Below are 25,229 nucleotides of genomic sequence, written 5' to 3'. Positions count from 1 at the left end.
TGTAGGAGTGTTTTTGGCTTACTACTTCGGCAACGAATAAACTTATAAGGGAACAACCATTATGTCATTACTCACTTTGGATTGACCGCCTTGAATTAGCGTGCCAAAAACGCTCTGAGTAGATCAACTTCTTATACTGGTTGGTATTAATGCATTTGGTATTAAGAGCTGCAAACTTGAAGTTAGGTAAATTACAGGCAATAAAAAACCCAGCATATAGCTGGGTTTTTTGAACTCTGAAAGCGAAAATTAACGCTTTGAGAATTGTGGCTTACGACGTGCTTTACGTAGACCAACTTTCTTACGCTCAACTTTACGAGCATCACGGGTAACGAAACCAGCAGCACGTAGAGAAGGACGTAGAGACTCGTCAAGTTCCATCAACGCACGAGTAATACCGTGGCGGATTGCACCAGCTTGGCCAGTGTTACCACCGCCCTTAACTGTTACATTGATGTCTAACTTTTCAGTCATTTCAACTAGCTCAAGTGGCTGACGAACAACCATGCGAGAAGTTTCACGACCAAAATATTCGTCTAGAGGTAGTTTGTTAACAGTAATGTTACCAGTACCTACTTTAGCGAATACGCGAGCTGTAGATGTTTTGCGACGGCCAGTGCCGTAGTATTGAGTTGCAGCCATTGCTATAATCCCGTTTAGATATCAAGAACTTGAGGTTGTTGTGCAGCGTGGTTATGCTCTGTACCAGCGTAAACTTTAAGCTTACGGAACATGGCACGGCCCAAAGGACCTTTAGGTAGCATACCCTTAACTGCTTTCTCAATAATCATTTCAGGCTTATGATCTTGCAGCTTCTCAAAAGTAATCTGCTTAATGCCACCGATGAAACCAGAGTGTGAGTAGTAAACTTTGCCTTTAGCTTTGTTACCAGTCACAGTAACTTTATCAGCGTTAATAACGATGATGTAGTCACCAGTATCTACATGAGGCGTATACTCTGGCTTATGCTTACCGCGTAGGCGAGTAGCAATTTCAGTAGCGATACGACCCAAAGTTTTACCTTCGGCGTCAACGACGAACCAATCACGAGTGACTGTTTCAGGTGTAGCAGTAAAAGTAGTCTTCATTTACAAAAACCCAATGTTAAAATTCTGTCTCACATGCTAATGCCACTATTGGCAAAAACACAAAAAATGCCTTTCCCCGCCCCTTCGAGCAAAGAATTAGGCTTTACAACTTCCACCTAAAATGGTGGATAACGAGGGCAGGTGGCGGATTATAGACAAAGATGAGTTAAAAATCACCTAATTTTTAGATTAATTGCTATCTCTTTTAAAAATATTCATCTATCAAACTCTACCCGCTAGCATCAACCTGTTTACTGACACCTACTAAAGAGCTGTTCAAGGCAGTAGCGGCACTTTAATTAACGCACTAACTATCTAGCTATTTGATGTCACTCTGACTTATGGCAGATGTTCCAACGCCAAATAATCATGGGACTGCATCTCTGTTAATCTTGAGCGGCAGCGCCTAAATTCGAAACTCAGTAAGCCTTCGGTATAAATATCTTCTAGTGATACCGCGGACGAAATGATGAGTTTAACGTTGCGTTCATAAAACTCATCAACCATCGCCAAAAATCGCCGGGCAATATCATCGCCGGTTAAATGCTCGCCCATCTGCTCAACATTACTCAGCAAAACAGTATGGTAGAGTCTTGCAACCTCCATATAGTCTCGCTGGCTGCGTGGGCCGTCACATAAGGCTCTAAAATCAATCAGTAATACACCTTGAGCTTGCTGGCGTATATCAATCGTCCGTCCATCAATCACTAACCCCAAAGTTGATACTTCGGACTCCGGCGCAAGCTTAGCAAAGTACTCTTGCAAGTTTTGCTCAGCCTTGGCATCAAGTGGTGAATGATAGATCTCTGCTTGTTCAAGCGTCCGCAGACGGTAATCGACTCCTGAGTCTACATTCAAAATATCGCAATGCTTATTAATCGCCGCAATTGCAGGCAAGAATCGCGCTCGCTGTAAGCCGTTACGGTATAAGTCGTCGGGAATAATATTAGAAGTTGCAACCAAAGCTACACCTTCAGCAAATAGAGATTCAAACAGTGTGCCTAACAACATTGCATCAGTGATATCAGACACGAAGAACTCATCAAAACAGATAACCTGATACTTAGCGGCCATCTCTTTTGCAATCATCACCAGTGGATCTCGTTGCCCTTGTAAAGCAGCTAAATCGATATGAAGTTGGTGCATAAAGCGATGGAAATGGGCTCGTAGCTTCTTTTTACCAGGCAGAGAATCAAAAAAGGTATCCATAAGATAAGTCTTACCGCGCCCAACTCCGCCCCATAAATAGAGTCCTTGAACATTGGACTTAGATCGCTTACCAAATAAAGACAACAGCTTATTGCTGCTGCGACTTTGAGAATTTAATGCAATAAGATCGTCATACACACGTTGCAGCTGTTTAACGGCTTGCTCCTGTGCAACGTCGTGGGAAAAGTCATCTCGAGTTAGATCTTGCTGATAATGCTGCCAAGGCGTTAAATGCGACACGTAAATCATTCTCTATAAGTAGGGGACAAACACAAATCAGCCATTTTGGCTGTTTGACGGTTAATTTTAATTAAACTCTGCAGTAAATAGTACCACGCTGGATTGCTGCAATGTATATTTGACTACATCTCTCTTATTTAAAGTAGTTATTGGAGTCAGTATGGAATGGGCATTAACCTTCGCAGCCTTTGTTATCGGTAGCGTTTTCGGCTATGTGGGACATAGCGTTCTATCTAGGAACAGCAAAGACAAGAGTCAGAATAAGCAATTAGAGCAAACACAATTAGAGTTTAGCCAATATAAGCAAGAAGTATCAGATCACTGCGATGATCACGACAAACAGTTGGCAGAGTTAACCAACCTTATTACTAAAGTGAACCAGAAATGGCACACATCGGCCAACGTATTAACCGCTGTACCTGCTGATAAGCCACATACTGATGCCGAGTCAGCAGAAAGTAGCAACCCATCTTATACTGAGAAAGCTGCATCAGTTTGAATTAAGCAATAGATGTACCGCTGAATTAACCTTTGTTAATGATTGATGAACTTTTTGATACTCGCTTGAGTCCGACTCAATAACAGATGATGTGATTTTATGACATGCATGGTAACTGCCTTCATATTGGAAACATATTTTCAGAACCATGCAAACATTAGTTTTGACGAAATTGGAGCAACGTATAAATGAAGACTAAATTATCCTTACTTTCAGCAGCCCTTTTGGGCGCAACATTAACGCTAGCCCCTATTGTATCTCAAGCAGCGATTCCTTTAGCGGTCGGTGGTGAAACCCTTCCAAGCTTAGCGCCTATGCTACAAAAAACCACACCGGCAGTGGTTGCGGTTGCGGTTTCAGGCACACATGTTTCTAAACAAAAGGTTCCGGATGCATTTCGCTACTTCTTTGGTCCTAACGCGCCAAGGGAGCAAGTGCAGGAACGTCCGTTTAAAGGGCTAGGTTCGGGAGTCATTATTGATGCTAAAGAGGGTTACATTGTTACCAATAACCATGTAATCGAAGGCGCTGACGAAATTCTCATAGGCCTACATGACGGCCGCGAAGTCGAAGCTAAGTTGATTGGCACCGATGCTGAGTCTGATATCGCTTTATTACAGGTTGAAGCTAAAAACCTTACCGCCCTCAAACGTGCCGATTCAGACAAACTACAGGTTGGCGATTTTGCCGTGGCTATCGGTAACCCCTTTGGCCTTGGGCAAACAGTAACCTCAGGTATTGTCAGTGCAATGGGCCGTAGCGGCCTTGGCATTGAGATGCTAGAGAACTTTATTCAAACCGACGCCGCCATAAACAGTGGTAACTCAGGTGGTGCCTTGGTGAACCTCAACGGCGAACTTATCGGCATCAATACCGCGATTGTTGCACCAGGCGGAGGGAATGTCGGTATTGGCTTTGCCATTCCAGCCAATATGGTTAACAACCTAGTTGAACAGATCATTGAACATGGTGAAGTACGTCGCGGAGTACTCGGCGTATTAGGTCAAGACCTAACCAGCGAACTTGCCAAAGGCTTTGGCATCGAAACCCAGCATGGCGGCTTTATCAATGAAGTGATGCCTGACAGCGCTGCAGACAAAGCAGGAATTAAAGTCGGCGACATTATTGTTAGCGTAAATGGGCGTAAGATTAAAAGCTTCCAAGAGCTGCGAGCTAAAGTGGCCACTATGGGAGCGGGCAGTAAAGTTGAATTTGGCCTTATTCGCGACGGCGATGAAGAAACTGTTACAGCAGTACTTGGCGAATCAACTCAAACGGCAGAAGCTGCAGCTGGCGCTGTACACCCTATGCTTCAAGGGGCTAAGCTTGAAAACTCAAACGGTTCAGGTGTTAGTATTACCGATGTAGCTCAAGGCTCACCTGCCGCTGCGAGTGGCCTGATAAAAGGTGATGTGATTGTCGGTGTTAATCGCAGTAAAGTGAAAAACCTTAAATCATTAAAATCTGTACTTGAAGATCAAAAGGGGTCTGTCGCGCTAAAAATTCAGCGTGATAATACCAGCATCTATTTGATCCTTCGCTAACGGGGTTCCCTTGTAAAAAATAGCCGAGTCAATCACTCGGCTATTTTCTGCTTGCCCAGAGCTTACATACTGCGTGTTAGCTTCAAACATGTTAATCTAACTCACCTTTTCAGTATTACTCCCAGACATGATGATTAAAGACACTCTTATATATGTCAGTAAAGCCATAGCATTTGGCCTTATCATGGCTGCAGTTATCATTATTGTGATGCCTTTAATTACCGGGCAAAGCCTCACCAATGGTTTATTCAATCGCGCGGTAACCAGTAGCAACGAACTCTCTTTTGCGACAGCTGTGCGCAGGGCTGCTCCCGCTGTCGTCAATATTTATAGCCTGAGTATCGATCAAAGAAAACCGCTTAAGCCTAGCTCACTGCAAGGTCTAGGATCGGGCGTGATAATGAGCAAAGAGGGCTACATACTCACGAACTACCATGTCATCAAGCAAGCCGATGAGATTGTTGTTGCCTTGCAAGATGGTAGAAAGTTCACCTCTGAAGTTGTCGGCAGCGATCCAGAAACCGATTTAGCAGTATTAAAAATCGAAGGTGACAATCTGCCCCTAGTGCCGCTAGAGCTCGACGTTCCAGCTCGCGTCGGTGACGTTGTACTTGCAATTGGTAACCCATACAACTTAGGCCAAACGATTACCCAAGGTATTATCAGTGCAACCGGTCGAAATGGGCTGAGCTCTGGCTACCTTGATTTTCTACAAACTGACGCCGCGATTAATGCGGGCAATTCAGGCGGCGCGCTTATCGATACCACCGGACAACTCGTGGGGATCAATACTGCGGCTTTCCAAATAGGTAATGAAAGTGGCACCCATGGTATTAGTTTCGCGATCCCGATTAAACTTGCCCACAGTATTATGGGTAAACTAATCCAAGATGGCCGAGTTATTCGTGGTGCTTTAGGTATTGGTGGCGAAGCTGTTGGCCCGGTTATGGCGCAGATCCTCAACATTCCCGACCTTACAGGTGTTCTCATCACCAGTATCGACCCTGTTGGACCCGCTGCTAAAGCAAAACTGCGAAAACGCGATGTAATTACTCATTACCAAGGCGAAGCCATTCCAGGTGTAGAGATGTTGATGGATAGAATTGCAGAAACAACGCCGGGTAAAGAAGTTAAGCTAACCATAATCCGTGAAGGTAAATCTTACGATGTGCCAGTCGTCATCGCTGAGAAGCCTGTTCACTATAATTAGCGATTCCAATACTGTAAAAGAGCCTGCTATTCGCAGGCTCTTTTACTTCCCACTTCGGAGTCTCTGTTTACTGCTCTGCAACAGACCACACCAAAAACAAATTTCCAGTACGGCCCCCAAAACAAGTAGGCTAATAGCACCAGATGTTACGCCTAAGGTGTAACAACCAAGAGCGGCCGCAAACAGCACTAATACTAAAGTTATTCTCTTCCATGTCGTCATAAAACGCCTCTTCTCCATGTTGACAGTACCATTACAGGCAGTGAATTTAATGCATTTCAGCCTAGCAGGTTGCTAATACAAAAGAACTAGAAAATATTTGATGACCATCAAATAGGATTAGAGCACTAGTTTAAATTCAATCGACTAACGAATAGATTTTAATTCACAGGTTTGCTGATGCGCATAATAGATATGCGCACACATATTGGTGCACAGGTAAAAGCCTTTATCTTTGCCAGCTTGCGAGAATAAGAAGTGCCCTTTTAACGTGATTTTTAACAGCATCACTCGAGAGGCTCGTTCTTAATATGTATTGCAACATCAGGAGGAAAGCTAGACAGCTGTGACTCAAATAGAAAAAGCCGCCCTCGTGATGAAAGGGCGGCTTGCTTTGCAGGGCCTAAATGATGAGTTTAGGTTTTACTTATGGATTTTAGGTAATGCTGCTGCCTTGTCAGCATAATCAGCATGACATTCACCACACGAGAACTGCGCAGTAGACCAAGGCATTTGGAACTTACCATCTTCGGTAAATTGCTTAGCATTCGGGTCTAAATCAATGGTGAACAAGTGCGACTTCACATCACCAAACTTAGTCGTACCATCTTTACCCAAGTGCGTAACAGCGCTCTTGGCCAGTTTTGGCATGTGACACGTGGTACATTCAGCCATATTAGCGTGGCCATATGAGCCACCGCCATCGGTGAACTCTTTATCATGACAAGCTGTACACTCTTTCACTGCACCAGTATGTAGGCCATCAGCACTATCTTGGTTAACGGTAGATTTGTGCGAATCATGACAAGTGGTACAAGTCATATCTTTCTTAGGACCAATTTCGTCACCGGCTTTATAGTCGCCGTGATCTTCAGGAACCACACCTAAGATTTCATCACCGGTCTGATGATGCTTAGACAACCCACCGCTAGAGATGATACGACCACCGACTTTGCTGCCATCAGGGAAAGCTTCGTTATAGTGACTGATATAAGTAGGGTAATCTTTCTCACCATCTCGAGTATGACACTCGGCACAGGTCACCGCTTTACCGAAGCCCATATCCTCCGCTAAGAAGTCCTCAGTGGTACGCGCCATCGCTATCTTAGTGATATTCTCTTTTGATGGAGCCGCGATATGTTCACTACCCGCGCCATGACATGCTTCACACTGCACGCCTTGCTCTGCAAACGTTCCACCCATGCCCGGTAGGTCGTCTTGACGATCTAGATTACGAACATCACCATCTTCAGTAGTGCGCTTCCAACCCGTTGTATGACAATTGCCACACTTATATTGGTAGTTCATTTCAGATGCTTTATAGTCACCCATCACATCAGGATCATTAAGATGGTTATCGGGAATATTCAAAGTACCGTCGCTATTGCGAATGTTGTACTGGACGTTATTACCGGTAACGATATAGCCATCAGCATCTAACCAACGCATCTTCCAATGGTAACCACCTACAACATAGGTCACATCATCGTAGCTCGTCGGTGCACCCAGTGCATTGTTGGTTGTGCCGTCTCCATCAGGTCCGGCAAACTGTAGCAAGTCTATCGCCCCAGTAATCGTAGTTTCTGGAGTGTATGGGAAAGTCGGCTGTTCACCGTTGCTCACTTTTTGGATCTTAAAGTTATGACCCGTTTTAGCGAAGGTTTCATGCTTGCCACTATGACAACCAGCACAAGCAGCAGAACCAACATATGCTAATGGCTCAGGCTCAGGTATCGCTTCAATAGTTACAGTTACTACAGCTGATGCTTCATCAGTACCATCGGTAATGGTGTAGTTAAACTTCACTTCACCGGCATCATTACCAGCAGTGAAATCTACTTTGCCATCTTTGATGACAGCATCTTCAGAATCCACTGACACGATAGAAAGTGCGTCACCATCAGCGTCAGTATCATTGGCTAAGACATCAATAGTAATCGTCTTTGTTGCCATCACGTTAGCGGCATCATCAACTGCCACTGGCGGGGTATTCTCTACTGGGGGAGTGGTATCATCATTATCGCTACCACAAGCAACCAACATGGTGATCATACTGGCGAGTAATAGTTTTTTACATGGAATTTGTGCGTTCATAAGTTCATCCTCAACATTGTTCATATTCATATCGCCAACGTTGCAGGGAATGGCGATTGATATGTCTCTATGGACATGCAACAAGTATTGAAGAGTTACCACTAAAGAGATAGATAACTAGAGTTCACTAGAACTTATAAGTTGTGAACTATAGTTATCAACTTTAACTTAACTGTTTATTTATTAAAGATAATTAATCTTGCGGTAAGTTGTGATGTTGTAGCACAAACTGACCAGTATTTGTCAAAATGTAGATCTTCTTCTCATTTTGCATAACCAAGCCGGCCTTCTTTAGTTGACGTAGGTGAAAATTAAACTTGGTATGATCCTCTATTTCAACAAGTCGGCAAAGATCCATAAACTTTAACGCTTGATGGGCAGCAAGCATTTTCAAAGCCTTGCGACGATATGGGTTAGCTAAGGCGCTATAAACTAAATCAGGGTCAAGATCTGCACGAGTTTCTAACAACGACTTCTCAGCTAAGCTACGCTTGATTGTCATTAACAACTCTTGGCTCTTAAAAGGCTTAGTCATTACGCTATCAGCCCCTTTTTTCATCGCATCTACCGCAGTGTCGACCGTGGCATAGGCAGTAATTATGACCACCGCGATAAAAGGTTGGTTCTGGCGTAGGTTAGAGATAGCTTCCACACCAGTCATCCCAGCCATCAACAGATCCATCAAGGCAATATCGAAGTGCAATGATTCACTTTGCTCAATTGCCGCTTCAGCGCTATCAACCGCGCAAACTTGATAGCCTTCTAACTCAAGCAATTCAACAATATTAAGCCGCAGCTCTGCGTCATCTTCAGCCACTAAGATTGAGATCATCAGCAACTCTCCTTATAGAAGCTTAATTCTACGCTGGTACCTTTACCCAGTTCACTCACGATATTCATTTTCCCATGATGTAATGCTGTGATTTGCTCACATATAGCTAAGCCTAAGCCGGTGCCTTTGCCAACCGGTTTACTGGAATAAAACACTTCTGTTGCTCTTGTTAAAGCTTCTGCATCCATGCCACAGCCAAAGTCAGTCACCTTAACGCTGATAAGTATTTCTGTTTGATAAACATCGATCACTATTTGCTGATTATTTGACGAAGCATCAAGCGCATTACAAAGCAAATTAATAATCAACTCTTCAAGTTTGACCTTCTCACCATATAAGCCAACATTTGCCTCGCAGTTAATTTTAATGCTGTGTTGTTTAATTCGATGAGCAAGTAGCTTTACTGCAGCATCGAGCACTTCATTTAGCATGATCCAGCTTCGCTCTCCAGAGGCAGGTCTTGCATAACTCAACAGCTCTTTACTGATGGATGAAGCTCGCTCAATCCCTAACCGCGTGCGGTTTAAGTAACTAGTATCAGACTCAAAGTGCTGTGGGTGTTTACGTTCCCACAGATCTAATGCCAATGATGATGATGCCAGCGGATTATTAATTTCATGTGCTACGCCCATCGCTAATTGACCAATCGCTTTATATTTATCGGCTTCAATGGCGCGTTTCAATTTGGCCGCCGTCGCCTGCTCTTTTTCCAAGTCGAACACTTTCAACGCTTTAAAAAGTGCAACTAGGATTAGCGCGCCAGCCAAAGTTCTCAAAACAGGGATACTGTGATGCGCTTCTGTCGGCACTAAACCGGACAGCACCCCGTAGAGCATTAAGCCAATGCCACTTAGTGAAAAATAAACGCCATAGTGATGTTTATCTTGCCGTAAGCTATTGCCATATACCGCCATTCCAATACCAGCTAGCATGGCGCTAGCAAAGCCAATAAGTACTCTAGTCGCTTGAGATGCTGCAGCAAAATCGACAGTATCTAAGCTCATATCGAATAGCCGAGGCATCAATAGAGAAATGTAACTAATCAATAGCAGCATGATGCAGCCATGTCCGATACGAGCAAGCGACTTATTAGTGATAGAGAGGATCTGCCAAGCAAATACCATGAGCGCAATATAAGAAAGGAAAAGTTTAGCTAGCCGTAAACACTGAGTTAACAGTTGATATTGCGGTGGGATGCCCTCAGAAAATACAATAACGTATAGTTCAGACCATTCGTGGAAAGCATGAGAGAAACCAAAAATGGCTAACGCCCACAAAGTTGGCGCAACTTTTAACTGACTATAACGAAAATTACGAAATACAACCGCACAGCCAATAGAGAAAAAAACTAGGCCGTAAAAAAGGTAGATGTTAAAAGTCACGAAAATAGGCATATGAAAAAGATAACATTGTAAAGATCACTTTAGCTTGATCTTGTTCCTATTTATCACCTCAACAACTTGCGCTAGTTCATAAAACAAAAAACCATTTAGGCTATAACACCTAAATGGTTTTTATTCAGTAATATTGTGCTAAACGGTTATTTTACTCGCTTAACATCTCCACCAAGACCTTTAAACTTATCTTCGATATGCTCATAACCACGATCTAAATGGTAGATTCGGTCAACTGTAGTCGTACCGTCGGCAACAAGGCCAGCAATCACTAAACTCGCAGACGCGCGTAGATCTGTTGCCATCACTTGTGCACCATTGAGCTTTTCAATACCGTGAATAATACAGGTATTACCCTCTAGCTCCATGGTTGCACCCATCCGGCTCAACTCAGGAACATGCATGAAACGGTTCTCGAAAATAGTTTCGGTAATCGTCGCAGTGCCTTTAGCTAAAGCATTAAGCACACAAAATTGCGCTTGCATGTCTGTTGGAAAACCAGGATAAGCAACGGTCTTAATATTGACAGCTTTTGGACGTTGACCTTGCATATCAAGTTCAATCCAATCATCACCCGTAGTAATTTTTGCACCCGCATCTTCAAGCTTAGCTAAAACCGCTTCTAACGATTTCGGGTCAGCTTTAGTACAACGAATTTTGCCACGAGTCACCGCAGCTGCCACAAGGAAACTACCGGTTTCAATTCTGTCAGGCATCACTTGGTAGTCACAACCTTGTAATGCTTCAACGCCTTGAATACGAACCGTATCGGTACCTGCACCCTCGATTTTAGCGCCCATAGCGATTAAGCAATTAGCTAAATCGACCACCTCTGGTTCACGGGCAGCATTTTCAATCACGGTTTCACCGTCGGCTAAAGCTGCAGCCATGAGTAGATTCTCAGTCGCGCCAACGCTTATCATATCCATAAAGATATGTGCGCCCTTTAGTCGACCATCAACGCGGGCTTTAATGTAACCCTCTTTGACTTCTATCTTGGCGCCCATTTGCTCGAGCCCCTGCAGATGCAGGTTTACAGGTCGAGCGCCAATGGCACAGCCACCAGGCAGTGACACATCAGCCTTACCATAACGGGCAAGTAGAGGCCCTAAAATGAGTATCGACGCACGCATGGTTTTAACTAACTCATAGGGTGCACAAAACTCATTAAGGTTAGTGGTTGAGATGCAAACTTTATCATTGCCAGAGCGAGTCACCTCAGCACCTAAGCAGCGCAAAAGTTCACAACTGGTATTAACATCTCTAAGACTAGGCACGTTAGATACGTTGAAATCAGTCTCTGCTAACACACCCGCCATAAGGATTGGCAAAGCGGCGTTTTTAGCACCTGAAATAACAACGTCGCCTGCAAGCGCACCGCTTGCTTCAATTTTTAATTTATCCACGTTTATTCTCTAAATCCGCAATTACATATTAAAGACTTTTTCACGCTTCCATTGTGTCGGCGTGAAAGCGTTAATCGTAATTGCGTGTAACTCACCACTAGTAATGTGAGCCATTAATGGACCATAAATAGTTTGCTGCTGCTTTACACGTCCCATACCGTCGAAACACTCACCGACAGCGACGATTTTGTAATGAGTACCTTCTTGAGTCACTTTAACTTCGTCTAGTGATAATGCTTCTAACAGGATAGCTTCTATATCTTTACATTCCATGGAACTATTCACCTTACTGTGCTTCTTCAATGAAGAAGTCGTTTAAATCATATAATACGATAAATTTCTTAAGCTGCTCTGAAGCTGAAACCAGTTTTAAACTGGCACCTCTTGCAGCAAAAGTACTGACTAATTCGAGTAAAAATGCCACTCCGGCACTGTCACAATATTCAATGTCCGATAACTGCAGAAATGCAGTATCCACATCCAATAAGTGATGTCTGTCATTCCATAGACTGATTACGGCTTGCTGATCTAGGCAGCCATTAATCGCACAAATTATGCCTTGTTGTTGAAAGCTCGCCACTAATTAGCCTGCTCACTCTCACCTAACTCAATATGAGTTTCAGTGCGTTCAATTAGCATTTCAATCACAGGTTCTATGCCTTTTTGACGCACTAAATTGGTGATCTCTGACTTTTTAGAAGACAATAAACTAACGCCCTCTGCCACCAAGTCAAATGCTTTCCAACTGTCATCTTTTAAACGTCTAGCTTTAAACTGCAAACTAATATCCGGGCGCCCTTTATCTATAATCCTAACATCAACATTGACCATCTTCTCACCACTAAAGTCTCTAGCAGGGCTAAACTCCACAGTTTGATTGGTATATTCAGTAAATGCTTGTGCATAGGTTGAGATTAAGTAACCACGGAAAGCTTCTACAAAGCGAGCACGTTCATCTTTTGTAGTATCACGCAGATACTGCCCCAGTACTTTATAAGACGCATATTTGTAGTCAATATACGGCATTAATTCTTCAGTCACGATAACTTTAAGGTGATCAGGGTTATCCGCAATCAACTGCTTATCTTGATTGAAACGGGCAAAGGTTTTCTGAGAAACGGCTTCCACTAGTGTGTAAGGGTTGGTTGTATCTATTTCAATATCTGCTGCGTTCTCTGCCGCTTGAGCGACAAAACTCAATACAAGCGTTGATACCAACACGAGTCCACGAAAAAATTTGTTAAACATAGCCATTACTCCAACTTCTAATCCTTAGTGCCTGCACTATAAAGAAACTGACCGATCAACTCCTCTAGTACCAAAGCGGAATGGGTATCATCAATACTGTCGCCATCAACTAGCATCTCAATATCATCGTCCATAAAACCTGGAGATAACCCTAAAAACTGTTCGCCCAATAAGCCTGATGTCAAAATAGATAAACTGCTGGTTTCTGGGAAATACTTGTATTGTTTGTCCATCGACAAGCTGACAACCGGAACCAATCTCTCCGGATCTAACTCAATAGCACTGACACGACCTACAACAACACCACCGACCTTGACCGGTGAGCGCACTTTCAAACCGCCTATGTTGTCAAATTTTGCATGCAAGGTGTAACTATTGTCACCCGTCTTCACTTCTACATTGGCGACGTTAAAAACCAAAATCAAAAATGCAGCCAACCCTGACAATAAAAATAGACCGACCAATACCTCAATCTTCCGTGTCAACATAACTCATTTACCACTCTATTCAATAAATCTAAACAATAATTAACCGCAATAACAACGTTAGAAATTAGTATTAGCTACCAAACATCATTGCCGTTAGTAGAAAATCTAATGCCAATACCGCTAGGCTCGACTGCACTACAGTTTGAGTCGTTGCGCGGCTGATCCCTTCAGGATTGGGGATGACATGATAGCCACGATAAAGTGCAATCCAGGTGACCACTACAGCAAACAACAAGCTCTTTATCATGCAGTTAACAATGTCTTGTCGCCACTCTACAGATGACTGCAAGATTGACCAAAAGGCGCCACTATCAATACCTTTCCACTCAACACCAACAATGTGACCACCATAAATACCAATAGCGGTAAACATCAGTGCCAATAATGGCAGACTAATCACTCCCGCCCAAAATCGCGGCGCGATAATCTGCCGTAACGGATCTATCGCCATCATCTCTAAACTTGATAACTGTTCAGTGCTTTTCATCAACGCAAGTTCAGCTGTTAATGCTGAACCTGCTCGTCCAGCAAATAGCAATGCCGTGACCACAGGACCTAACTCTCGCAATAAACTCAAGGCGACCATCGGCCCCAAGCTCTCTTCTGTGCCAAAGCCTACTAAGATATTATAGCCTTGCAACGCTAGAACCATGCCAATAAAAAGCCCAGACACCAAAATGATGACCATTGACTGCACACCGATGACATACAATTGCTTAATCAGTAATGGCAGGCCTTTCTTCAATCTTGGCCGATGCGCAATGGCTCCCCAAAGCATTAATCCTGCTTTGCCAAGCCCTGTCACTAAATCAATAGCGCCGCGACCCAATTTAGCAATTTGTTCAATCAAGCCCACTTAACAACTCCTTTTTATAATCAGGCGCAGGGTAATGAAACGGCACGGGTCCGTCTGGTTCACCACCAATGAACTGTTTCAGTTGCGGGTTATCTGCTAAGCGCAGTTCATCCGGCGTGCCATGGGCAATAATTCTTTTATCTGCCAATACATAGACATAATCAGCAATTCCTAGCACCTCATCCACATCATGAGACACGACTACAGAGGTAAGATTAAGTGCATCGGACAGTTCTCGAATAAGCTTAACCAACACTCCCATAGAGATAGGGTCTTGTCCTGCAAAAGGTTCATCATAAAGGATGATTTCTGGCTCTAGTGCAATGGCGCGAGCTAAAGCCGCTCTGCGTTGCATACCACCGGATAACTCAGTAGGCATTAAATTAGCTGCGCCGCGCAGCCCAACGGCTTCAAGTTTCATCAAGACAATACGGCGTATAATGGCTTCAGGCAGACCAGAATGTTCTCTCAATGCAAAAGCGACATTATCGAATACATTGATGTCAGTGAAGAGTGCGCCACTTTGAAACAGCATACTCATACGTTTTCGCAGTGCAAACAGCTCACTTCGATTGCATTGATGCACATCTGTGCCATCAAAAAGCACCCTGCCCTTATCTGGAGTAAGTTGACCACCAATAAGCTTAAGTAAGGTTGTCTTACCGATACCGCTTGGTCCCATAATCGCAGTCACCTTGCCCGTCGGGATCGACAAACTTATATCCTCATAAATGACATGAGAACCTCGGCTAAAAGCCATATTGTGGATTTCGACCAATGAGTTATGCTTTTGAGTCATGCATGAGCCCTGCATTCGAAGTTAGAAACATCCATTTTTCCATAGCGGAAAGGAAGAAATTGTACGTAATTGGCCATTGAGGTACAACCAAATCAACACTATCTCGTCTCAATACTTTCATTTTTCTTAAATTACAGCGAAAATACGCGGCTATATCCCAAAATACTAAGAATCGATGTTATTTAATATATTTTTGTTAGTGGCTGGCTTAAGTGCTTTAGTCTGGAGTGCTGATAAGTTCGTCTACGGAGCTGCAGCCTTTGCGCGCAATTTAGGCCTTCCACCGATGTTGATCGGCTTAACCATCGTCGCGATGGGCAGCTCAGCCCCTGAAATGTTTGTCGCAGCGACAGCCTCAATGGAAGGGATGACAGATACTGCGATTGGTAATGTTCTCGGCTCAAATATTGCGAATATCACATTAATTCTAGGAATAACCGCATTACTCGGTGCTATTTCTGTCAGCTCGCAAACCCTAAGGCGCGAAATCCCGTTGATGCTAGCCGCAACGGCGATAGTGGGTTATTTTTTACACGATGGCTTTCTAACTCGTATTGAAGGTGTCTCTTTAATGGTGCTATTTTTTGCACTAATGGGCTATCTAATTTGGCATGCGTTAACCAATAAAAATCGCGATACACTGGCCATTGATGCCGACAATGAGATCCCAGCAAATGTTCCGACAAAGAAAGCCATTTTCTGGCTAGTCATTGGAATGGTACTATTACCATTGTCTGCAGATTGGATGGTGCAAGGTGCCGTTGGAATTGCCAAGGCCTACCATCTTTCAGACTTAGTTATCGGACTCACCATTATTGCAGTCGGTACCAGCTTGCCTGAGCTCGCAGCTTGTGTAGCAGGCGTGCTGAAAAAAGAAGATGACTTAGCTATCGGTAATATTGTTGGCTCTAACTTATTTAATATTTTGGCGGTACTTGCGCTACCGGGAATCATTGCACCTGGCGCAGTTGATGCCGCAGCAAGTACACGAGATTTCTACATGGTACTTGCAACAAGCAGTGCACTTGCAATACTGATCTTATTGACCGGACGCGCACGGCAACTAAAACCGTGGCACGGCGTCGTACTACTGATTACATTTGTTGCATACCAAGCGTTACTTTTCCTATCTTAAATATGGGTGCAGCAACTAAAGCAGTAAATTAAAGAGAGACCAAGAAATGGTAGATGAACAGCAGTTACGCCAATGGGGCACCAAAGTGATTGATATCGAGAAGCAAGCCCTCGATAACCTTCATCAGTATGTTGATTCGAGTGAATTTGCCCAAGCTTGCCAACTAATATTGCAATGTACGGGTAAAGTTATCGTGATGGGCATGGGTAAATCAGGCCATATCGGTAACAAAATATCAGCGACATTAGCCAGTACGGGAACCCCAGCCTTCTTCGTCCATCCAGGTGAAGCTAGCCATGGTGACTTAGGTGTTTTGAGTGAAAACGATATCGTACTTGCTATTTCAAACTCCGGTGAGTCGAGTGAAATCCTCACTTTAATGCCCGTCATTAAGCGTATGGGACTGCCGATGATATCGGTCACTGGCAAGCCAGATTCAAATATGGCAAAACTCGCACAGCTGCATCTTTGTATCGAAGTACCAGAAGAGGCATGTCCTCTCGGGTTAGCACCAACCTCAAGTACAACAGCCACTTTGGTTATGGGTGATGCATTAGCCGTTGCTTTACTGCAAGCACGCGGCTTTACCAAAGATGATTTTGCCCTTTCTCATCCAGGTGGAAGCTTAGGTCGTAAGCTATTATTAAAAGTCAGCGATGTGATGCACAGCGGTAATGAACTGCCTTTAGTAAAACATGATATTTGCATTACCGACGCGCTTTATGAGATCTCTAAAAAAGGCTTAGGCATGACGGCCATTATTGATGAAGCAAACACCTTAGTCGGGATTTTCACCGATGGCGATCTGCGTCGAGTGATTGATGCTGAGGTAAACTTACGCACTACCTCTATCGCTGATGTGATGAGTAAAGGCTGTGTCACGATTACCGATAATGTATTGGCGGCAGAAGCATTGAAAGTCATGGAAGAGAAAAATATTAACGGCCTTATTGTCATCAATTCAAAGCAACAACCCGTCGGCGCATTAAACATGCTAGATATGGTTAAAGCAGGAGTTATTTAATATGTCTAAGCAAGGATTTTACGGACCTATCAGTGATGACGTTTGGCAAGCAGCCAGCAAGATCAAACTATTGATCTGTGATGTTGATGGCGTATTTTCAGACGGTTTGGTTTACATGAGCAATGCCGGAGAGGAACTTAAAACCTTTCATACCCGCGACGGTTACGGTGTGCGTTCAGTCCTATCTAGCGGTATCAACGTGGCTATTATTACCGGCCGAAAATCACAAATTGTCACAGACAGAATGACAGCCCTCGGCGTCACTCACATCTACCAAGGCGTCGATAATAAGCTCGATCCTTACCAAGAATTGCTAGCGCTTTACGATGTACGTCCTGATGAAGTCGCCTATATCGGAGATGATATGGTTGATCTTCCCGTTATGAAAGAGGTCGGCCTCTCTGTGTGTACCGCAGACGGTCACCCATATGTGAAACAACATGCTTTGATGACGACTCACATTAAAGGCGGCCATGGTGCACTGCGCGAGCTAACAGATCTACTGCTGCTTAGCCAAGACAAATTTGAGTCTGCTCATGGGATGAGCATATGAATCGCGTCACACTAGCGATAATCGCCTTATTTGGTACGGCACTGATCCTCTATTGGCAGGTGCAGTCTAAAAAAGGTGATCAAACGTTAGACGTCGATGCAAGCGAGCGGCCCAATTACATCATCGATGACCTACGCAGCACAGAGTACAATGAAGCAGGTTTTGTAAATAGCAAGGTCACAGCCAAGCATATGGAGCACTATGAAGATGCCAGTATGACTTACTTCACAGAGCCAGTATATTTAATCTATCCCGATGATGGCCAAGCACAATGGCGCTTAAAAGCAAGCCAAGGTAGCCATAACAATTTAACCGGCAAGGTCTCATTGCAAAACAATGTTATTATCGACTCAATTAGTCCTGAAGAACCGATTCAAACATTATCGACATCTTATTTAGAGCTAGACTTAGATACCATGATAATGACCTCTGATGAAATTATTCACGTCACCGGCAATGAGTTTGTTATTCAAGGTACAGGTCTTTATGCTGACCTTAATGCTCAAAGTGTAAAACTGATCAGCGAAGTCGAAGGGATCTACGATGCTAAATAAGCTGTTCAAAAAAACCAATATACTCACTCGTACTGTCACACTAATGGCCGAGTAGAAGGAAGTTATGAAATACAATCAATCCATACTTGCAGGTCTATTGTGTCTGCTTAGCATTAGCAGCTATGCAGCTGTCGATGACCTTAAGCAAGAGGTCAAAATTGCCGCTGCAAGCCAAGAAGCCGATATCAAAAACAATCAGGTTATCTTTTTTGGCCCTGTAGAGGTGACTCAAGGCTCAATTAAAATGAAAGCTGATGAGTTGCGGGTTTTCTCTAAAGAAGCGAACTCAGGGAAAACCTTAGTCGCTACGGGTAAGCCAGCAACATACACCCAAGTCATGGAAGATGGTCGCCCCGCAACGGCAAGTGCCAAAGAGATCCGTTACGAACTCGCGACCAGAACCTTAACCTTGCTAGGTGATGCTACACTCGAACAAGAGGGTAGCCAGGTCACAGGCAACCGCATTAAGTACAATATTGGTTTACAGCAACTTATTGCTGAAAGCACCGGCCAAGGTAATGACCGAGTGATTACTATCATTCAGCCTGAAGCCTACCAAGAAGAGACTCCTGAAACCCCAGCGGAACCGATAGAAAAGCAGGAGCAGCAATGATCCAAAAAACGCTAACCGCACGCAACTTAGCTAAGAGTTATAAAAATCGAGCTGTTGTTCAAGACGTGAGTTTAACGGTAAAAACGGGGCAAATTGTCGGTCTATTAGGTCCAAATGGTGCAGGTAAAACTACAACTTTCTATATGGTTGTCGGGTTAGTGCAGAGCGACAAGGGGCAGATCTTTATTGATGAAGATGACTTAACCTTAGATCCTATGCACCTTAGGGCTCGAAAAGGTATCGGTTACCTGCCCCAAGAAGCAAGTATTTTTAGAAAACTTTCGGTCCGTGACAACATCATGGCAGTACTGCAGACTCGCAGCGATATTGATAATGAGCAGCGTGAAGCGCAGCTAGAAAGTTTACTTGAAGAGTTTCATATTACTCACATACGAGATAGCCAAGGTATGGCACTATCTGGTGGTGAACGTCGTCGAGTTGAAATTGCACGAGCGCTAGCAGCTAATCCAAAATTTATTTTGCTTGATGAACCTTTTGCAGGTGTCGATCCTATTTCGGTCATCGACATTAAAAAAATCATTGAACAGCTAAAAAGTCGCGGCCTAGGTGTGCTTATTACTGACCACAACGTTCGTGAAACATTAGACGTATGTGAACATGCATATATCGTAAGTCACGGAAATCTCATTGCAGAAGGCACGCCTGCCGAAATCTTAGACAACCAGCAGGTTAGAGCAGTGTACTTAGGTGAACAATTCAGGCTATAGTTAATCAACAACATGAGCGTTTAAAGCGCGGCACTAGTTAAGTATACTAATATAATCATAGTGTTGGGCCTTTGCGCTCTCTTCGCCAAATTAACGAGCTTCAACGTTTAATTACAGTGTAGGGAATAGCGGTAAGATGAAAGCGTCACTTCAGCTCAAAATGGGTCAGCAGCTAACCATGACTCCACAGTTACAGCAGGCTATCCGCTTACTGCAACTGTCCTCTTTAGAGCTGCAGCAAGAGATCCAGCAAGCATTAGAGTCTAATCCCCTACTCGAATTAGATGAAGAGCAATCTGACGGCGAAGCTGTCAGCAACGAAGATCGCACCACCAGCGAATCCGATAGCTACTCAGAATCTGATAGCGACAACGATTACAGCGCCAGCGCCGAAGTCGATCCCCAGCAAGATAGTGCCGCAGTAGAAACCTCTGATGCATTGACTCAAGACTCAATGCCAGATGAACTGCCGATGGATACCACCTGGGATGAAGTCTATACCGTCTCATCAAATGCAAGCTCAGGCGGAATGCGTGATGACGACATGCCATTCCAAGGTGAAACCAGCGAAGGCTTGTATGAGCACCTTGAGTGGCAAAAGAACTTAACCCCTTTCTCTGATAACGACCTCGCTATCGCCACCGCCATTATTGATGCTATTGACGAACGTGGTTACCTCACTCAAAACTGTGAAGATATTCTTGAGGCGATGGGCGATCCAGAGATAGAAATTGATGAAGTTGAAGCCGTGCTCAAACGCGTACAGCATTTCGACCCCATTGGCGTAGCCGCTCGAGACTTAAGTGAATGTCTCTTGATCCAGTTAGCTCAATATGCCGCGACCACGCCACATATTGATAATGCTCGCCTACTCATCAAAGACTACTTAGATTTAATTGCAGGGCGCGATTTTAGGCAGTTAATGCGTAAAACGAAGCTAAAAGAAGATGAGCTACGTGAAGCCATAAGCCTGATCCAAACTCTCAACCCAAGACCAGGATTAGCAGTCACACGCAGTAAAGATGAATACGTTATTCCTGATGTATCAGTGGCCAAAAAGAAAGGCCGCTGGGTGGTTGAGCTCAATCCAGATTACATGCCTAAAATCAATGTTAATCAGCATTATGCATCAATGGCTCGCAGCACTAAAAGCCAAGCTGATGGCCAGTTTATCCGTGGTCATTTGCAGGAAGCTAAGTGGTTTATCAAAAGTTTAGAAAGTCGTAATGAAACCTTATTAAAGGTCAGTAACTGCATCGTTAAATTCCAGCAAGGCTTCTTTGAATATGGCGATGAAGCCATGAAGCCAATGGTATTGAACGATATTGCAGAAGCTGTTGAGATGCATGAGTCCACCATCTCAAGGGTTACCACTCAAAAGTATATGCATACCCCAAGAGGTATTTTCGAATTAAAGTATTTCTTCTCTAGTCATGTCGGCACAGATGACGGCGGAGAGTGCTCATCTACAGCTATTAGAGCGTTTATTAAGAAGTTAGTCGCTGCTGAAAACCAAAAGAAACCATTAAGCGATAGCAAAATGGCGCAACTTTTGGCAGAACAAGGGATTAAAGTTGCTCGTCGTACTATCGCGAAATACCGTGAAGCAATGCTGATCCCGCCCTCAAACCAACGTAAGAGTTTATAACTCAAAATTAGGCACTTGGAGGAATTTTCTATGCAAATTAACCTTACTGGGCATCACATCGAGATCACTGCATCGCTGCGTGGCTATGTAGAAGAAAAGTTTACAAAGCTTGAACGTCATTTCGATCAGATCAATAATGTCCACGTCATTTTGAACGTAGAAAAAATGCAGCAGATTGCCGAGGCAAGAATCCACCTTAAAAAAGGGGAAGTTTTTGCCACTTCGGAACATGCGGACATGTATGCCGCAATCGACTCCCTGATCGATAAATTAGATCGTCAGGTTATTAAACACAAAGAGAAGCTGACCAAACACTAACGATGGAACTATGTACCATCCTGCAGCCGGAGTGCACCACCTGTGCCACTCCGGGCAGTAAGAAAAAAGTACTGGAACTCATCAGCGACATTGCCGCTGTCCAGTACCCTACTCTATCTTCACAAGAGATATTCGAGAGCCTTTTAGCTCGCGAAAAAATGGGTAGCACAGGTATAGGCAACGGAATCGCAATCCCGCATGGGCGATTGACCAATATTGACCATCCATTGGGCATATTAATCAAATGCGAAACACCGATCTCTTTTGACTCGATAGATAAGCAGCCGGTCGATATATTGTTTGCACTTTTGGTTCCTGCAGAGCAATGTGAGCAGCACCTAGCCACTTTGTCTTCAATGGCTGAAAAGCTTAACGATAAAGCTATCGTTAAGCAGTTGAGGAAAAGCAGCAGTGAATCAGAACTGTACGATTTGATCACTCAATAGCTAATTTAGTCAGGTCTTTAAGTAACCTTATGTTATACAAGTAGGTTATTTAAAGGCCTAAGTATTTATACCCGTTCTACTTGAAGATGCTCGTTTCAGAGGCTATGTGCCAGTTCAATTCTAGGCGTATTAACGTAGAAATGGTTATTCCCTTTTAAGTCAGTGCAACAACGAAGTGGGCTGGCACAAAGCCTTCTGCGATGGGCTTTAATGGGCTTTACTCTGTGTTATTGATTTTACCAAGGGAATAACCATTCGTGGCAATCAATGCCGTGATTAAAGACCATTAAATTCCCACTGAATCCTGCATATTCAGGTAGAACGGGGATATGACAACAATATTATTTATTCTCTCCTTCTTGCCTAAGCTCTTGCTTTCAACAACAAAAAAGTTAATCTATACCCTTGTACATCTTGTAAACATATATAAAACACTCATTCTAACTTCTATCAGGTAGTCAAAAGATGAAACTTGTTTTAGTCTCTGGTCGTTCCGGTTCTGGAAAATCCGTTCTTTTAAGAATGCTAGAAGATCTCGGCTATTATTGTGTCGATAATCTTCCGTTGCCGATGATGGGAACACTGTTAGAGCAGCTAACGGGTAATTCAGAACTCGTTGCGATTAGTGTCGATATTCGCAATATGCCAGAGAAAGAAACTGAGCTGGAAAAGCACCTAACCAATCTACCAGAAGGTGTGGAGTTACTCAGCTTCTTTCTAAACTCAAGCGATGAAGTATTGCTTAAACGCTACAACGAAACTCGCCGACTTCATCCGCTGTCTCATTCCAACATATCTTTGAAAGAAGCCATTCAACTTGAAGGCCGTCAGCTAGAACCATTAGCCAAAATAGTCGACCACTATATCGATACTTCAAGCCTCAACATCTACGATCTTAACGATCAAGTTCGTGAGATTTTATTGGGTAATGTTGATAAAGAGCTCATGATCAAGTTTGAGTCGTTTGGGTTTAAACATGGTATGCCAACCGAAGCCGACTTTATGTTCGACGTTAGATTCCTGCCTAACCCGCATTGGGAACCCGAGCTAAGACCAATGACAGGGCTTGATAAACCGGTACAGGACTTTCTCAATCAACGCCCGTTAGTGAATAAGTTTATCTGGCAGATAGAGAATCTACTCCGTACATGGCTTCCCGATCTAGAACGTAATAATCGCAGTTACCTGACTATTGCGATTGGCTGTACCGGAGGCCAGCATCGCTCAGTGTATGTCACCGAAAGGCTTGCCGAACACTTTAAAGATGGACGACATAAAGTGACCACTAGCCACCGCGAGTTAAAAAATGCCAACAATTGAACGGCAAGTAACCATATGTAATAAGCTTGGCCTGCATGCTAGAGCTGCTACTAAACTGGTGGTGTTAGCCTCTGAATTTGATGCTGAAATAACAATAATCCAAGGCGAAAAACAAGCATCAGCTGTAAGTGTACTAGGCTTATTAATGTTAGAGACTGGAATGGGTAAATCCATAAAGTTAGTTGCAACAGGAGCAGATGCAGAGCTAGCATTAGAGGCTATATGCCATCTAATCAATGCCAAATTTGACGAAGACAGCTAACCCCCTTTACCTGTAAAATTAATCCTTAATATCCCTGACACCAATCCAACATATTCAGAGAGCAATTTTTGACGCGATTGGTATTACTTACGTTATTATATGCGCCTTTTAAACGACCCTGAGAGGGATCCATGCCGATTGAAGTCTTAGATAATGAAACAACGGACCAACGCCTCAATCAGCTGAACAAAGCATTAGGCAGCGGAATGTTCGTTCATGTCCGCAATATGTTGCAGGACATGGCTGCTACTGATATTGCTTTTATCCTCGAGTCTTCGCCGCCACGAACTCGTCAAGTGCTCTGGCAATTGATTGACCAAGAACATACCGGTGAAATTCTCGACGAGCTGGGCGAAGAGCTAAAAGATAGTCTGATCAGTCAAATGAGTCCCGAACGAGTCGCGAAAGCGGCCAAAAGCATGGACACCGATGACTTAGCATACATTTTGAGAAGCTTACCCGACAGTGTCTTCAATGAGGTGCTGCAGTCGATGAGCACTCAAGATAGGGTCAGGGTTGAACAAGCACTCTCCTATCCCGATGATACCGCCGGTAGTATTATGAATACCGATACGGTGACCTTAAGACCTGACGTCAATATCGATGTGATACTGCGTTATTTAAGAATTCGCGGCGAACTACCTGAAGCAACCGATATGCTGTACGTGGTCGATAAACAAGACCGGGTACTAGGCGGTGTGCGTATTGCCGATCTCTTAACCTGTAACCCTGACTCATCCATCAGAGATATCATGGCAGCCGATGTTGAGCCTATTCCCGTAGGCATGTCAGACAGTGAAGTGGCACAACTGTTCGAACGTCATGACTGGATGTCTGCCCCCGTCATTGATGATGATAATAAACTACTTGGTCGTATTACCATTGATGACGTGGTTGATGTAATTCGTGAAGACGCTGAACATTCAATGATGGGTATGGCCGGTATGGACGACGATACCGATACCTTTGGTCCGGTACTAAAAAGTACTTTCCGCCGTTCATTATGGTTAACCGTTAATCTGTTTGCTGCATTGCTCGCCGCCTCTGTCAGCAACATGTTTGAAGGCACGTTAGAGCAGTTTGCTACCATCGCCATTCTGATGACCATTGTCCCCAGCATGGGCGGCGTGGCCGGCAACCAAACCTTAGCGCTGGTTATTCGCGGTATTGCTTTGGGTCAAATTGGCCAAAGTAACTCTAGATGGCTTATCGGTAAAGAGCTTGCCATTGGCTTCCTCAACGGCTTATTGTGGTCGGTTCTAGTCTGCGGCGCCGTATGGGCATGGAAAGGTGATATCACCCTAGGAGCAACTATTGGCGGCGCTATGTTGATTAATATGACGGTAGCGGGTCTTGCGGGTGCCAGTATTCCACTTATTCTCAAAAGAATGAACATCGACCCTGCACTCGCGGGTGGTATGGTACTAACCACAGTGACCGACGTAATTGGTCTGTTTGCCTTCTTGGGCTTAGCCACTGTTTTCTTGTTAAATTAATTCGGC

28 protein-coding genes are annotated in these 25,229 nt (G+C 43.9%); 15 read left to right on the top strand and 13 right to left on the bottom strand.

Going from position 1 to position 25,229, the window contains the following annotated elements:
• Nucleotides 1-249: 249 nt before the first annotated feature.
• From rpsI to zapE, 3 genes are all read right to left on the bottom strand, one after another.
• Nucleotides 250-642 (bottom strand): 30S ribosomal protein S9, encoded by a 393-nt coding sequence (rpsI, locus tag AB4135_RS06035; RefSeq protein ID WP_020910900.1) that lies wholly within the window; start codon nt 640-642, stop codon nt 250-252.
• A 14-nt stretch (nt 643-656) separates the two neighbouring features.
• Entirely contained in the window at nt 657-1,088 is a 432-nt protein-coding gene (gene rplM, locus AB4135_RS06030; protein ID WP_020910899.1) for a 50S ribosomal protein L13, read from the bottom strand.
• 339 nt (nt 1,089-1,427) lie between these two features.
• Nucleotides 1,428-2,537, bottom strand: coding sequence for a cell division protein ZapE (gene zapE / locus AB4135_RS06025; protein WP_371991192.1), 1,110 nt, complete (start codon nt 2,535-2,537; stop codon nt 1,428-1,430).
• A 160-nt stretch (nt 2,538-2,697) separates the two neighbouring features.
• Here zapE and AB4135_RS06020 point away from each other — a divergent pair, with 160 nt between their 5' ends.
• The 3 genes from AB4135_RS06020 (at nt 2,698) to degS (ending at nt 5,790) form a co-directional block, all read left to right on the top strand.
• The gene (locus AB4135_RS06020) at nt 2,698-3,036 is read left to right on the top strand and encodes a ZapG family protein (protein WP_371991190.1); all 339 of its coding nucleotides are present in this window, start codon (nt 2,698-2,700) and stop codon (nt 3,034-3,036) included.
• Between the two features lie 188 nt (nt 3,037-3,224).
• A complete protein-coding gene (locus AB4135_RS06015) occupies nt 3,225-4,580 on the top strand; it encodes a DegQ family serine endoprotease (protein ID WP_371991188.1) in 1,356 nt (451 codons plus the stop codon).
• Nucleotides 4,581-4,707: 127 nt separating this feature from the next.
• Nucleotides 4,708-5,790, top strand: coding sequence for an outer membrane-stress sensor serine endopeptidase DegS (gene degS / locus AB4135_RS06010; protein WP_371991187.1), 1,083 nt, complete (start codon nt 4,708-4,710; stop codon nt 5,788-5,790).
• Between the two features lie 642 nt (nt 5,791-6,432).
• On the opposite strand, the gene AB4135_RS06005 is transcribed toward degS, so the two are convergent.
• From AB4135_RS06005 to AB4135_RS05960, 10 genes are all read right to left on the bottom strand, one after another.
• Complete coding sequence (locus AB4135_RS06005; protein ID WP_371991185.1) at nt 6,433-8,103, bottom strand: Ig-like domain-containing protein; 1,671 nt, start codon at nt 8,101-8,103, stop codon at nt 6,433-6,435.
• A 193-nt stretch (nt 8,104-8,296) separates the two neighbouring features.
• A complete protein-coding gene (locus tag AB4135_RS06000; RefSeq protein WP_371991183.1) occupies nt 8,297-8,935 on the bottom strand; it encodes a response regulator in 639 nt (212 codons plus the stop codon).
• Nucleotides 8,935-10,317, bottom strand: a complete 1,383-nt coding sequence (locus tag AB4135_RS05995; RefSeq protein WP_371991181.1) for a sensor histidine kinase — start codon at nt 10,315-10,317, stop codon at nt 8,935-8,937. Before AB4135_RS05995 ends, AB4135_RS06000 begins: the two co-directional genes overlap by 1 nt.
• A 158-nt stretch (nt 10,318-10,475) precedes the next feature.
• A complete protein-coding gene (gene murA / locus AB4135_RS05990) occupies nt 10,476-11,735 on the bottom strand; it encodes a UDP-N-acetylglucosamine 1-carboxyvinyltransferase (protein WP_371991179.1) in 1,260 nt (419 codons plus the stop codon).
• 21 nt (nt 11,736-11,756) lie between these two features.
• Nucleotides 11,757-12,008 carry a BolA family protein gene (locus AB4135_RS05985; protein WP_044555622.1) on the bottom strand — a complete coding sequence of 84 codons (252 nt, stop codon included), beginning with the start codon at nt 12,006-12,008 and terminating at the stop codon, nt 11,757-11,759.
• Between the two features lie 13 nt (nt 12,009-12,021).
• Nucleotides 12,022-12,315: a lipid asymmetry maintenance protein MlaB gene (locus AB4135_RS05980; RefSeq protein WP_371991178.1), complete on the bottom strand. Its 294-nt coding sequence runs from the start codon at nt 12,313-12,315 to the stop codon at nt 12,022-12,024.
• Nucleotides 12,315-12,983, bottom strand: a complete 669-nt coding sequence (locus tag AB4135_RS05975; protein WP_371991177.1) for a phospholipid-binding protein MlaC — start codon at nt 12,981-12,983, stop codon at nt 12,315-12,317. The genes AB4135_RS05980 and AB4135_RS05975 overlap by 1 nt, the downstream gene beginning before the upstream one ends.
• Nucleotides 12,984-13,000: 17 nt before the next feature.
• Nucleotides 13,001-13,471, bottom strand: coding sequence for an outer membrane lipid asymmetry maintenance protein MlaD (gene mlaD / locus AB4135_RS05970; protein WP_248973539.1), 471 nt, complete (start codon nt 13,469-13,471; stop codon nt 13,001-13,003).
• Nucleotides 13,472-13,541: 70 nt separating this feature from the next.
• The gene (gene mlaE, locus AB4135_RS05965; protein WP_371991176.1) at nt 13,542-14,327 is read right to left on the bottom strand and encodes a lipid asymmetry maintenance ABC transporter permease subunit MlaE; all 786 of its coding nucleotides are present in this window, start codon (nt 14,325-14,327) and stop codon (nt 13,542-13,544) included.
• Complete coding sequence (locus AB4135_RS05960; RefSeq protein WP_371991174.1) at nt 14,314-15,126, bottom strand: ATP-binding cassette domain-containing protein; 813 nt, start codon at nt 15,124-15,126, stop codon at nt 14,314-14,316. Before AB4135_RS05960 ends, mlaE begins: the two co-directional genes overlap by 14 nt.
• 175 nt (nt 15,127-15,301) lie before the next feature.
• On the opposite strand from AB4135_RS05960, the gene AB4135_RS05955 reads away from it, so the two are divergent.
• The 12 genes from AB4135_RS05955 to mgtE all read left to right on the top strand — a co-directional run bounded on the left by AB4135_RS05955 (nt 15,302) and on the right by mgtE (nt 25,223).
• Nucleotides 15,302-16,261, top strand: a complete 960-nt coding sequence (locus AB4135_RS05955) for a calcium/sodium antiporter (RefSeq protein ID WP_371991173.1) — start codon at nt 15,302-15,304, stop codon at nt 16,259-16,261.
• 46 nt (nt 16,262-16,307) lie between these two features.
• Complete coding sequence (locus tag AB4135_RS05950) at nt 16,308-17,285, top strand: KpsF/GutQ family sugar-phosphate isomerase (RefSeq protein WP_371991171.1); 978 nt, start codon at nt 16,308-16,310, stop codon at nt 17,283-17,285.
• Between the two features lies 1 nt (nt 17,286).
• A complete protein-coding gene (gene kdsC / locus AB4135_RS05945) occupies nt 17,287-17,838 on the top strand; it encodes a 3-deoxy-manno-octulosonate-8-phosphatase KdsC (protein ID WP_371991169.1) in 552 nt (183 codons plus the stop codon).
• Nucleotides 17,835-18,392 (top strand): LPS export ABC transporter periplasmic protein LptC, encoded by a 558-nt coding sequence (lptC, locus tag AB4135_RS05940; protein WP_371991167.1) that lies wholly within the window; start codon nt 17,835-17,837, stop codon nt 18,390-18,392. The genes kdsC and lptC overlap by 4 nt, the downstream gene beginning before the upstream one ends.
• A 64-nt stretch (nt 18,393-18,456) precedes the next feature.
• Nucleotides 18,457-19,005: a lipopolysaccharide transport periplasmic protein LptA gene (lptA, locus tag AB4135_RS05935; protein WP_371991165.1), complete on the top strand. Its 549-nt coding sequence runs from the start codon at nt 18,457-18,459 to the stop codon at nt 19,003-19,005.
• On the top strand, nt 19,002-19,733 hold the full coding sequence (lptB, locus tag AB4135_RS05930; RefSeq protein ID WP_371991163.1) for an LPS export ABC transporter ATP-binding protein: 732 nt from the start codon (nt 19,002-19,004) through the stop codon (nt 19,731-19,733). Before lptA ends, lptB begins: the two co-directional genes overlap by 4 nt.
• A gap of 136 nt (nt 19,734-19,869) precedes the next feature.
• Nucleotides 19,870-21,381 carry an RNA polymerase factor sigma-54 gene (locus tag AB4135_RS05925; RefSeq protein WP_371991161.1) on the top strand — a complete coding sequence of 504 codons (1,512 nt, stop codon included), beginning with the start codon at nt 19,870-19,872 and terminating at the stop codon, nt 21,379-21,381.
• A 30-nt stretch (nt 21,382-21,411) separates the two neighbouring features.
• The gene (gene hpf / locus AB4135_RS05920; RefSeq protein WP_020910875.1) at nt 21,412-21,699 is read left to right on the top strand and encodes a ribosome hibernation promoting factor; all 288 of its coding nucleotides are present in this window, start codon (nt 21,412-21,414) and stop codon (nt 21,697-21,699) included.
• Between the two features lie 2 nt (nt 21,700-21,701).
• A complete protein-coding gene (gene ptsN, locus AB4135_RS05915; RefSeq protein ID WP_371991159.1) occupies nt 21,702-22,145 on the top strand; it encodes a PTS IIA-like nitrogen regulatory protein PtsN in 444 nt (147 codons plus the stop codon).
• Between the two features lie 465 nt (nt 22,146-22,610).
• Nucleotides 22,611-23,465: an RNase adapter RapZ gene (rapZ, locus tag AB4135_RS05910; RefSeq protein WP_371991157.1), complete on the top strand. Its 855-nt coding sequence runs from the start codon at nt 22,611-22,613 to the stop codon at nt 23,463-23,465.
• On the top strand, nt 23,452-23,727 hold the full coding sequence (locus tag AB4135_RS05905; protein WP_371991155.1) for an HPr family phosphocarrier protein: 276 nt from the start codon (nt 23,452-23,454) through the stop codon (nt 23,725-23,727). Before rapZ ends, AB4135_RS05905 begins: the two co-directional genes overlap by 14 nt.
• Nucleotides 23,728-23,858: 131 nt before the next feature.
• Complete coding sequence (gene mgtE, locus AB4135_RS05900) at nt 23,859-25,223, top strand: magnesium transporter (protein WP_371991153.1); 1,365 nt, start codon at nt 23,859-23,861, stop codon at nt 25,221-25,223.
• Nucleotides 25,224-25,229: the final 6 nt, after the last annotated feature.

This window comes from Shewanella sp. 10N.286.54.B9, assembly GCF_041468565.1.
Classification (GTDB): Bacteria; Pseudomonadota; Gammaproteobacteria; order Enterobacterales; family Shewanellaceae; genus Shewanella.
Note: the sequence above shows the minus strand (reverse complement) of the source record. Positions and strands in the feature narration are given on the sequence as shown.

Excerpts from the sequence above, each read along its gene's own strand:
- AB4135_RS06005 (WP_371991185.1), bottom strand. The coding sequence starts at position 8,103 with ATGAACGCACAAATTCCATGTAAAAAACTATTACTCGCCAGTATGATC.
- AB4135_RS05955 (WP_371991173.1), top strand. The coding sequence starts at position 15,302 with ATGTTATTTAATATATTTTTGTTAGTGGCTGGCTTAAGTGCTTTAGTC.
- hpf (WP_020910875.1), top strand. The coding sequence starts at position 21,412 with ATGCAAATTAACCTTACTGGGCATCACATCGAGATCACTGCATCGCTG.
- AB4135_RS05985 (WP_044555622.1), bottom strand. The coding sequence starts at position 12,008 with ATGGAATGTAAAGATATAGAAGCTATCCTGTTAGAAGCATTATCACTA.
- AB4135_RS05960 (WP_371991174.1), bottom strand. The coding sequence starts at position 15,126 with ATGACTCAAAAGCATAACTCATTGGTCGAAATCCACAATATGGCTTTT.
- rplM (WP_020910899.1), bottom strand. The coding sequence starts at position 1,088 with ATGAAGACTACTTTTACTGCTACACCTGAAACAGTCACTCGTGATTGG.
- AB4135_RS06000 (WP_371991183.1), bottom strand. The coding sequence starts at position 8,935 with ATGATCTCAATCTTAGTGGCTGAAGATGACGCAGAGCTGCGGCTTAAT.
- AB4135_RS06015 (WP_371991188.1), top strand. The coding sequence starts at position 3,225 with ATGAAGACTAAATTATCCTTACTTTCAGCAGCCCTTTTGGGCGCAACA.
- AB4135_RS05975 (WP_371991177.1), bottom strand. The coding sequence starts at position 12,983 with ATGTTTAACAAATTTTTTCGTGGACTCGTGTTGGTATCAACGCTTGTA.
- degS (WP_371991187.1), top strand. The coding sequence starts at position 4,708 with ATGATGATTAAAGACACTCTTATATATGTCAGTAAAGCCATAGCATTT.
- lptA (WP_371991165.1), top strand. The coding sequence starts at position 18,457 with ATGAAATACAATCAATCCATACTTGCAGGTCTATTGTGTCTGCTTAGC.
- rpsI (WP_020910900.1), bottom strand. The coding sequence starts at position 642 with ATGGCTGCAACTCAATACTACGGCACTGGCCGTCGCAAAACATCTACA.
- lptB (WP_371991163.1), top strand. The coding sequence starts at position 19,002 with ATGATCCAAAAAACGCTAACCGCACGCAACTTAGCTAAGAGTTATAAA.
- lptC (WP_371991167.1), top strand. The coding sequence starts at position 17,835 with ATGAATCGCGTCACACTAGCGATAATCGCCTTATTTGGTACGGCACTG.
- AB4135_RS05925 (WP_371991161.1), top strand. The coding sequence starts at position 19,870 with ATGAAAGCGTCACTTCAGCTCAAAATGGGTCAGCAGCTAACCATGACT.
- kdsC (WP_371991169.1), top strand. The coding sequence starts at position 17,287 with ATGTCTAAGCAAGGATTTTACGGACCTATCAGTGATGACGTTTGGCAA.
- rapZ (WP_371991157.1), top strand. The coding sequence starts at position 22,611 with ATGAAACTTGTTTTAGTCTCTGGTCGTTCCGGTTCTGGAAAATCCGTT.
- mlaD (WP_248973539.1), bottom strand. The coding sequence starts at position 13,471 with ATGTTGACACGGAAGATTGAGGTATTGGTCGGTCTATTTTTATTGTCA.
- AB4135_RS06020 (WP_371991190.1), top strand. The coding sequence starts at position 2,698 with ATGGAATGGGCATTAACCTTCGCAGCCTTTGTTATCGGTAGCGTTTTC.
- AB4135_RS05950 (WP_371991171.1), top strand. The coding sequence starts at position 16,308 with ATGGTAGATGAACAGCAGTTACGCCAATGGGGCACCAAAGTGATTGAT.
- ptsN (WP_371991159.1), top strand. The coding sequence starts at position 21,702 with ATGGAACTATGTACCATCCTGCAGCCGGAGTGCACCACCTGTGCCACT.
- AB4135_RS05905 (WP_371991155.1), top strand. The coding sequence starts at position 23,452 with ATGCCAACAATTGAACGGCAAGTAACCATATGTAATAAGCTTGGCCTG.
- mgtE (WP_371991153.1), top strand. The coding sequence starts at position 23,859 with ATGCCGATTGAAGTCTTAGATAATGAAACAACGGACCAACGCCTCAAT.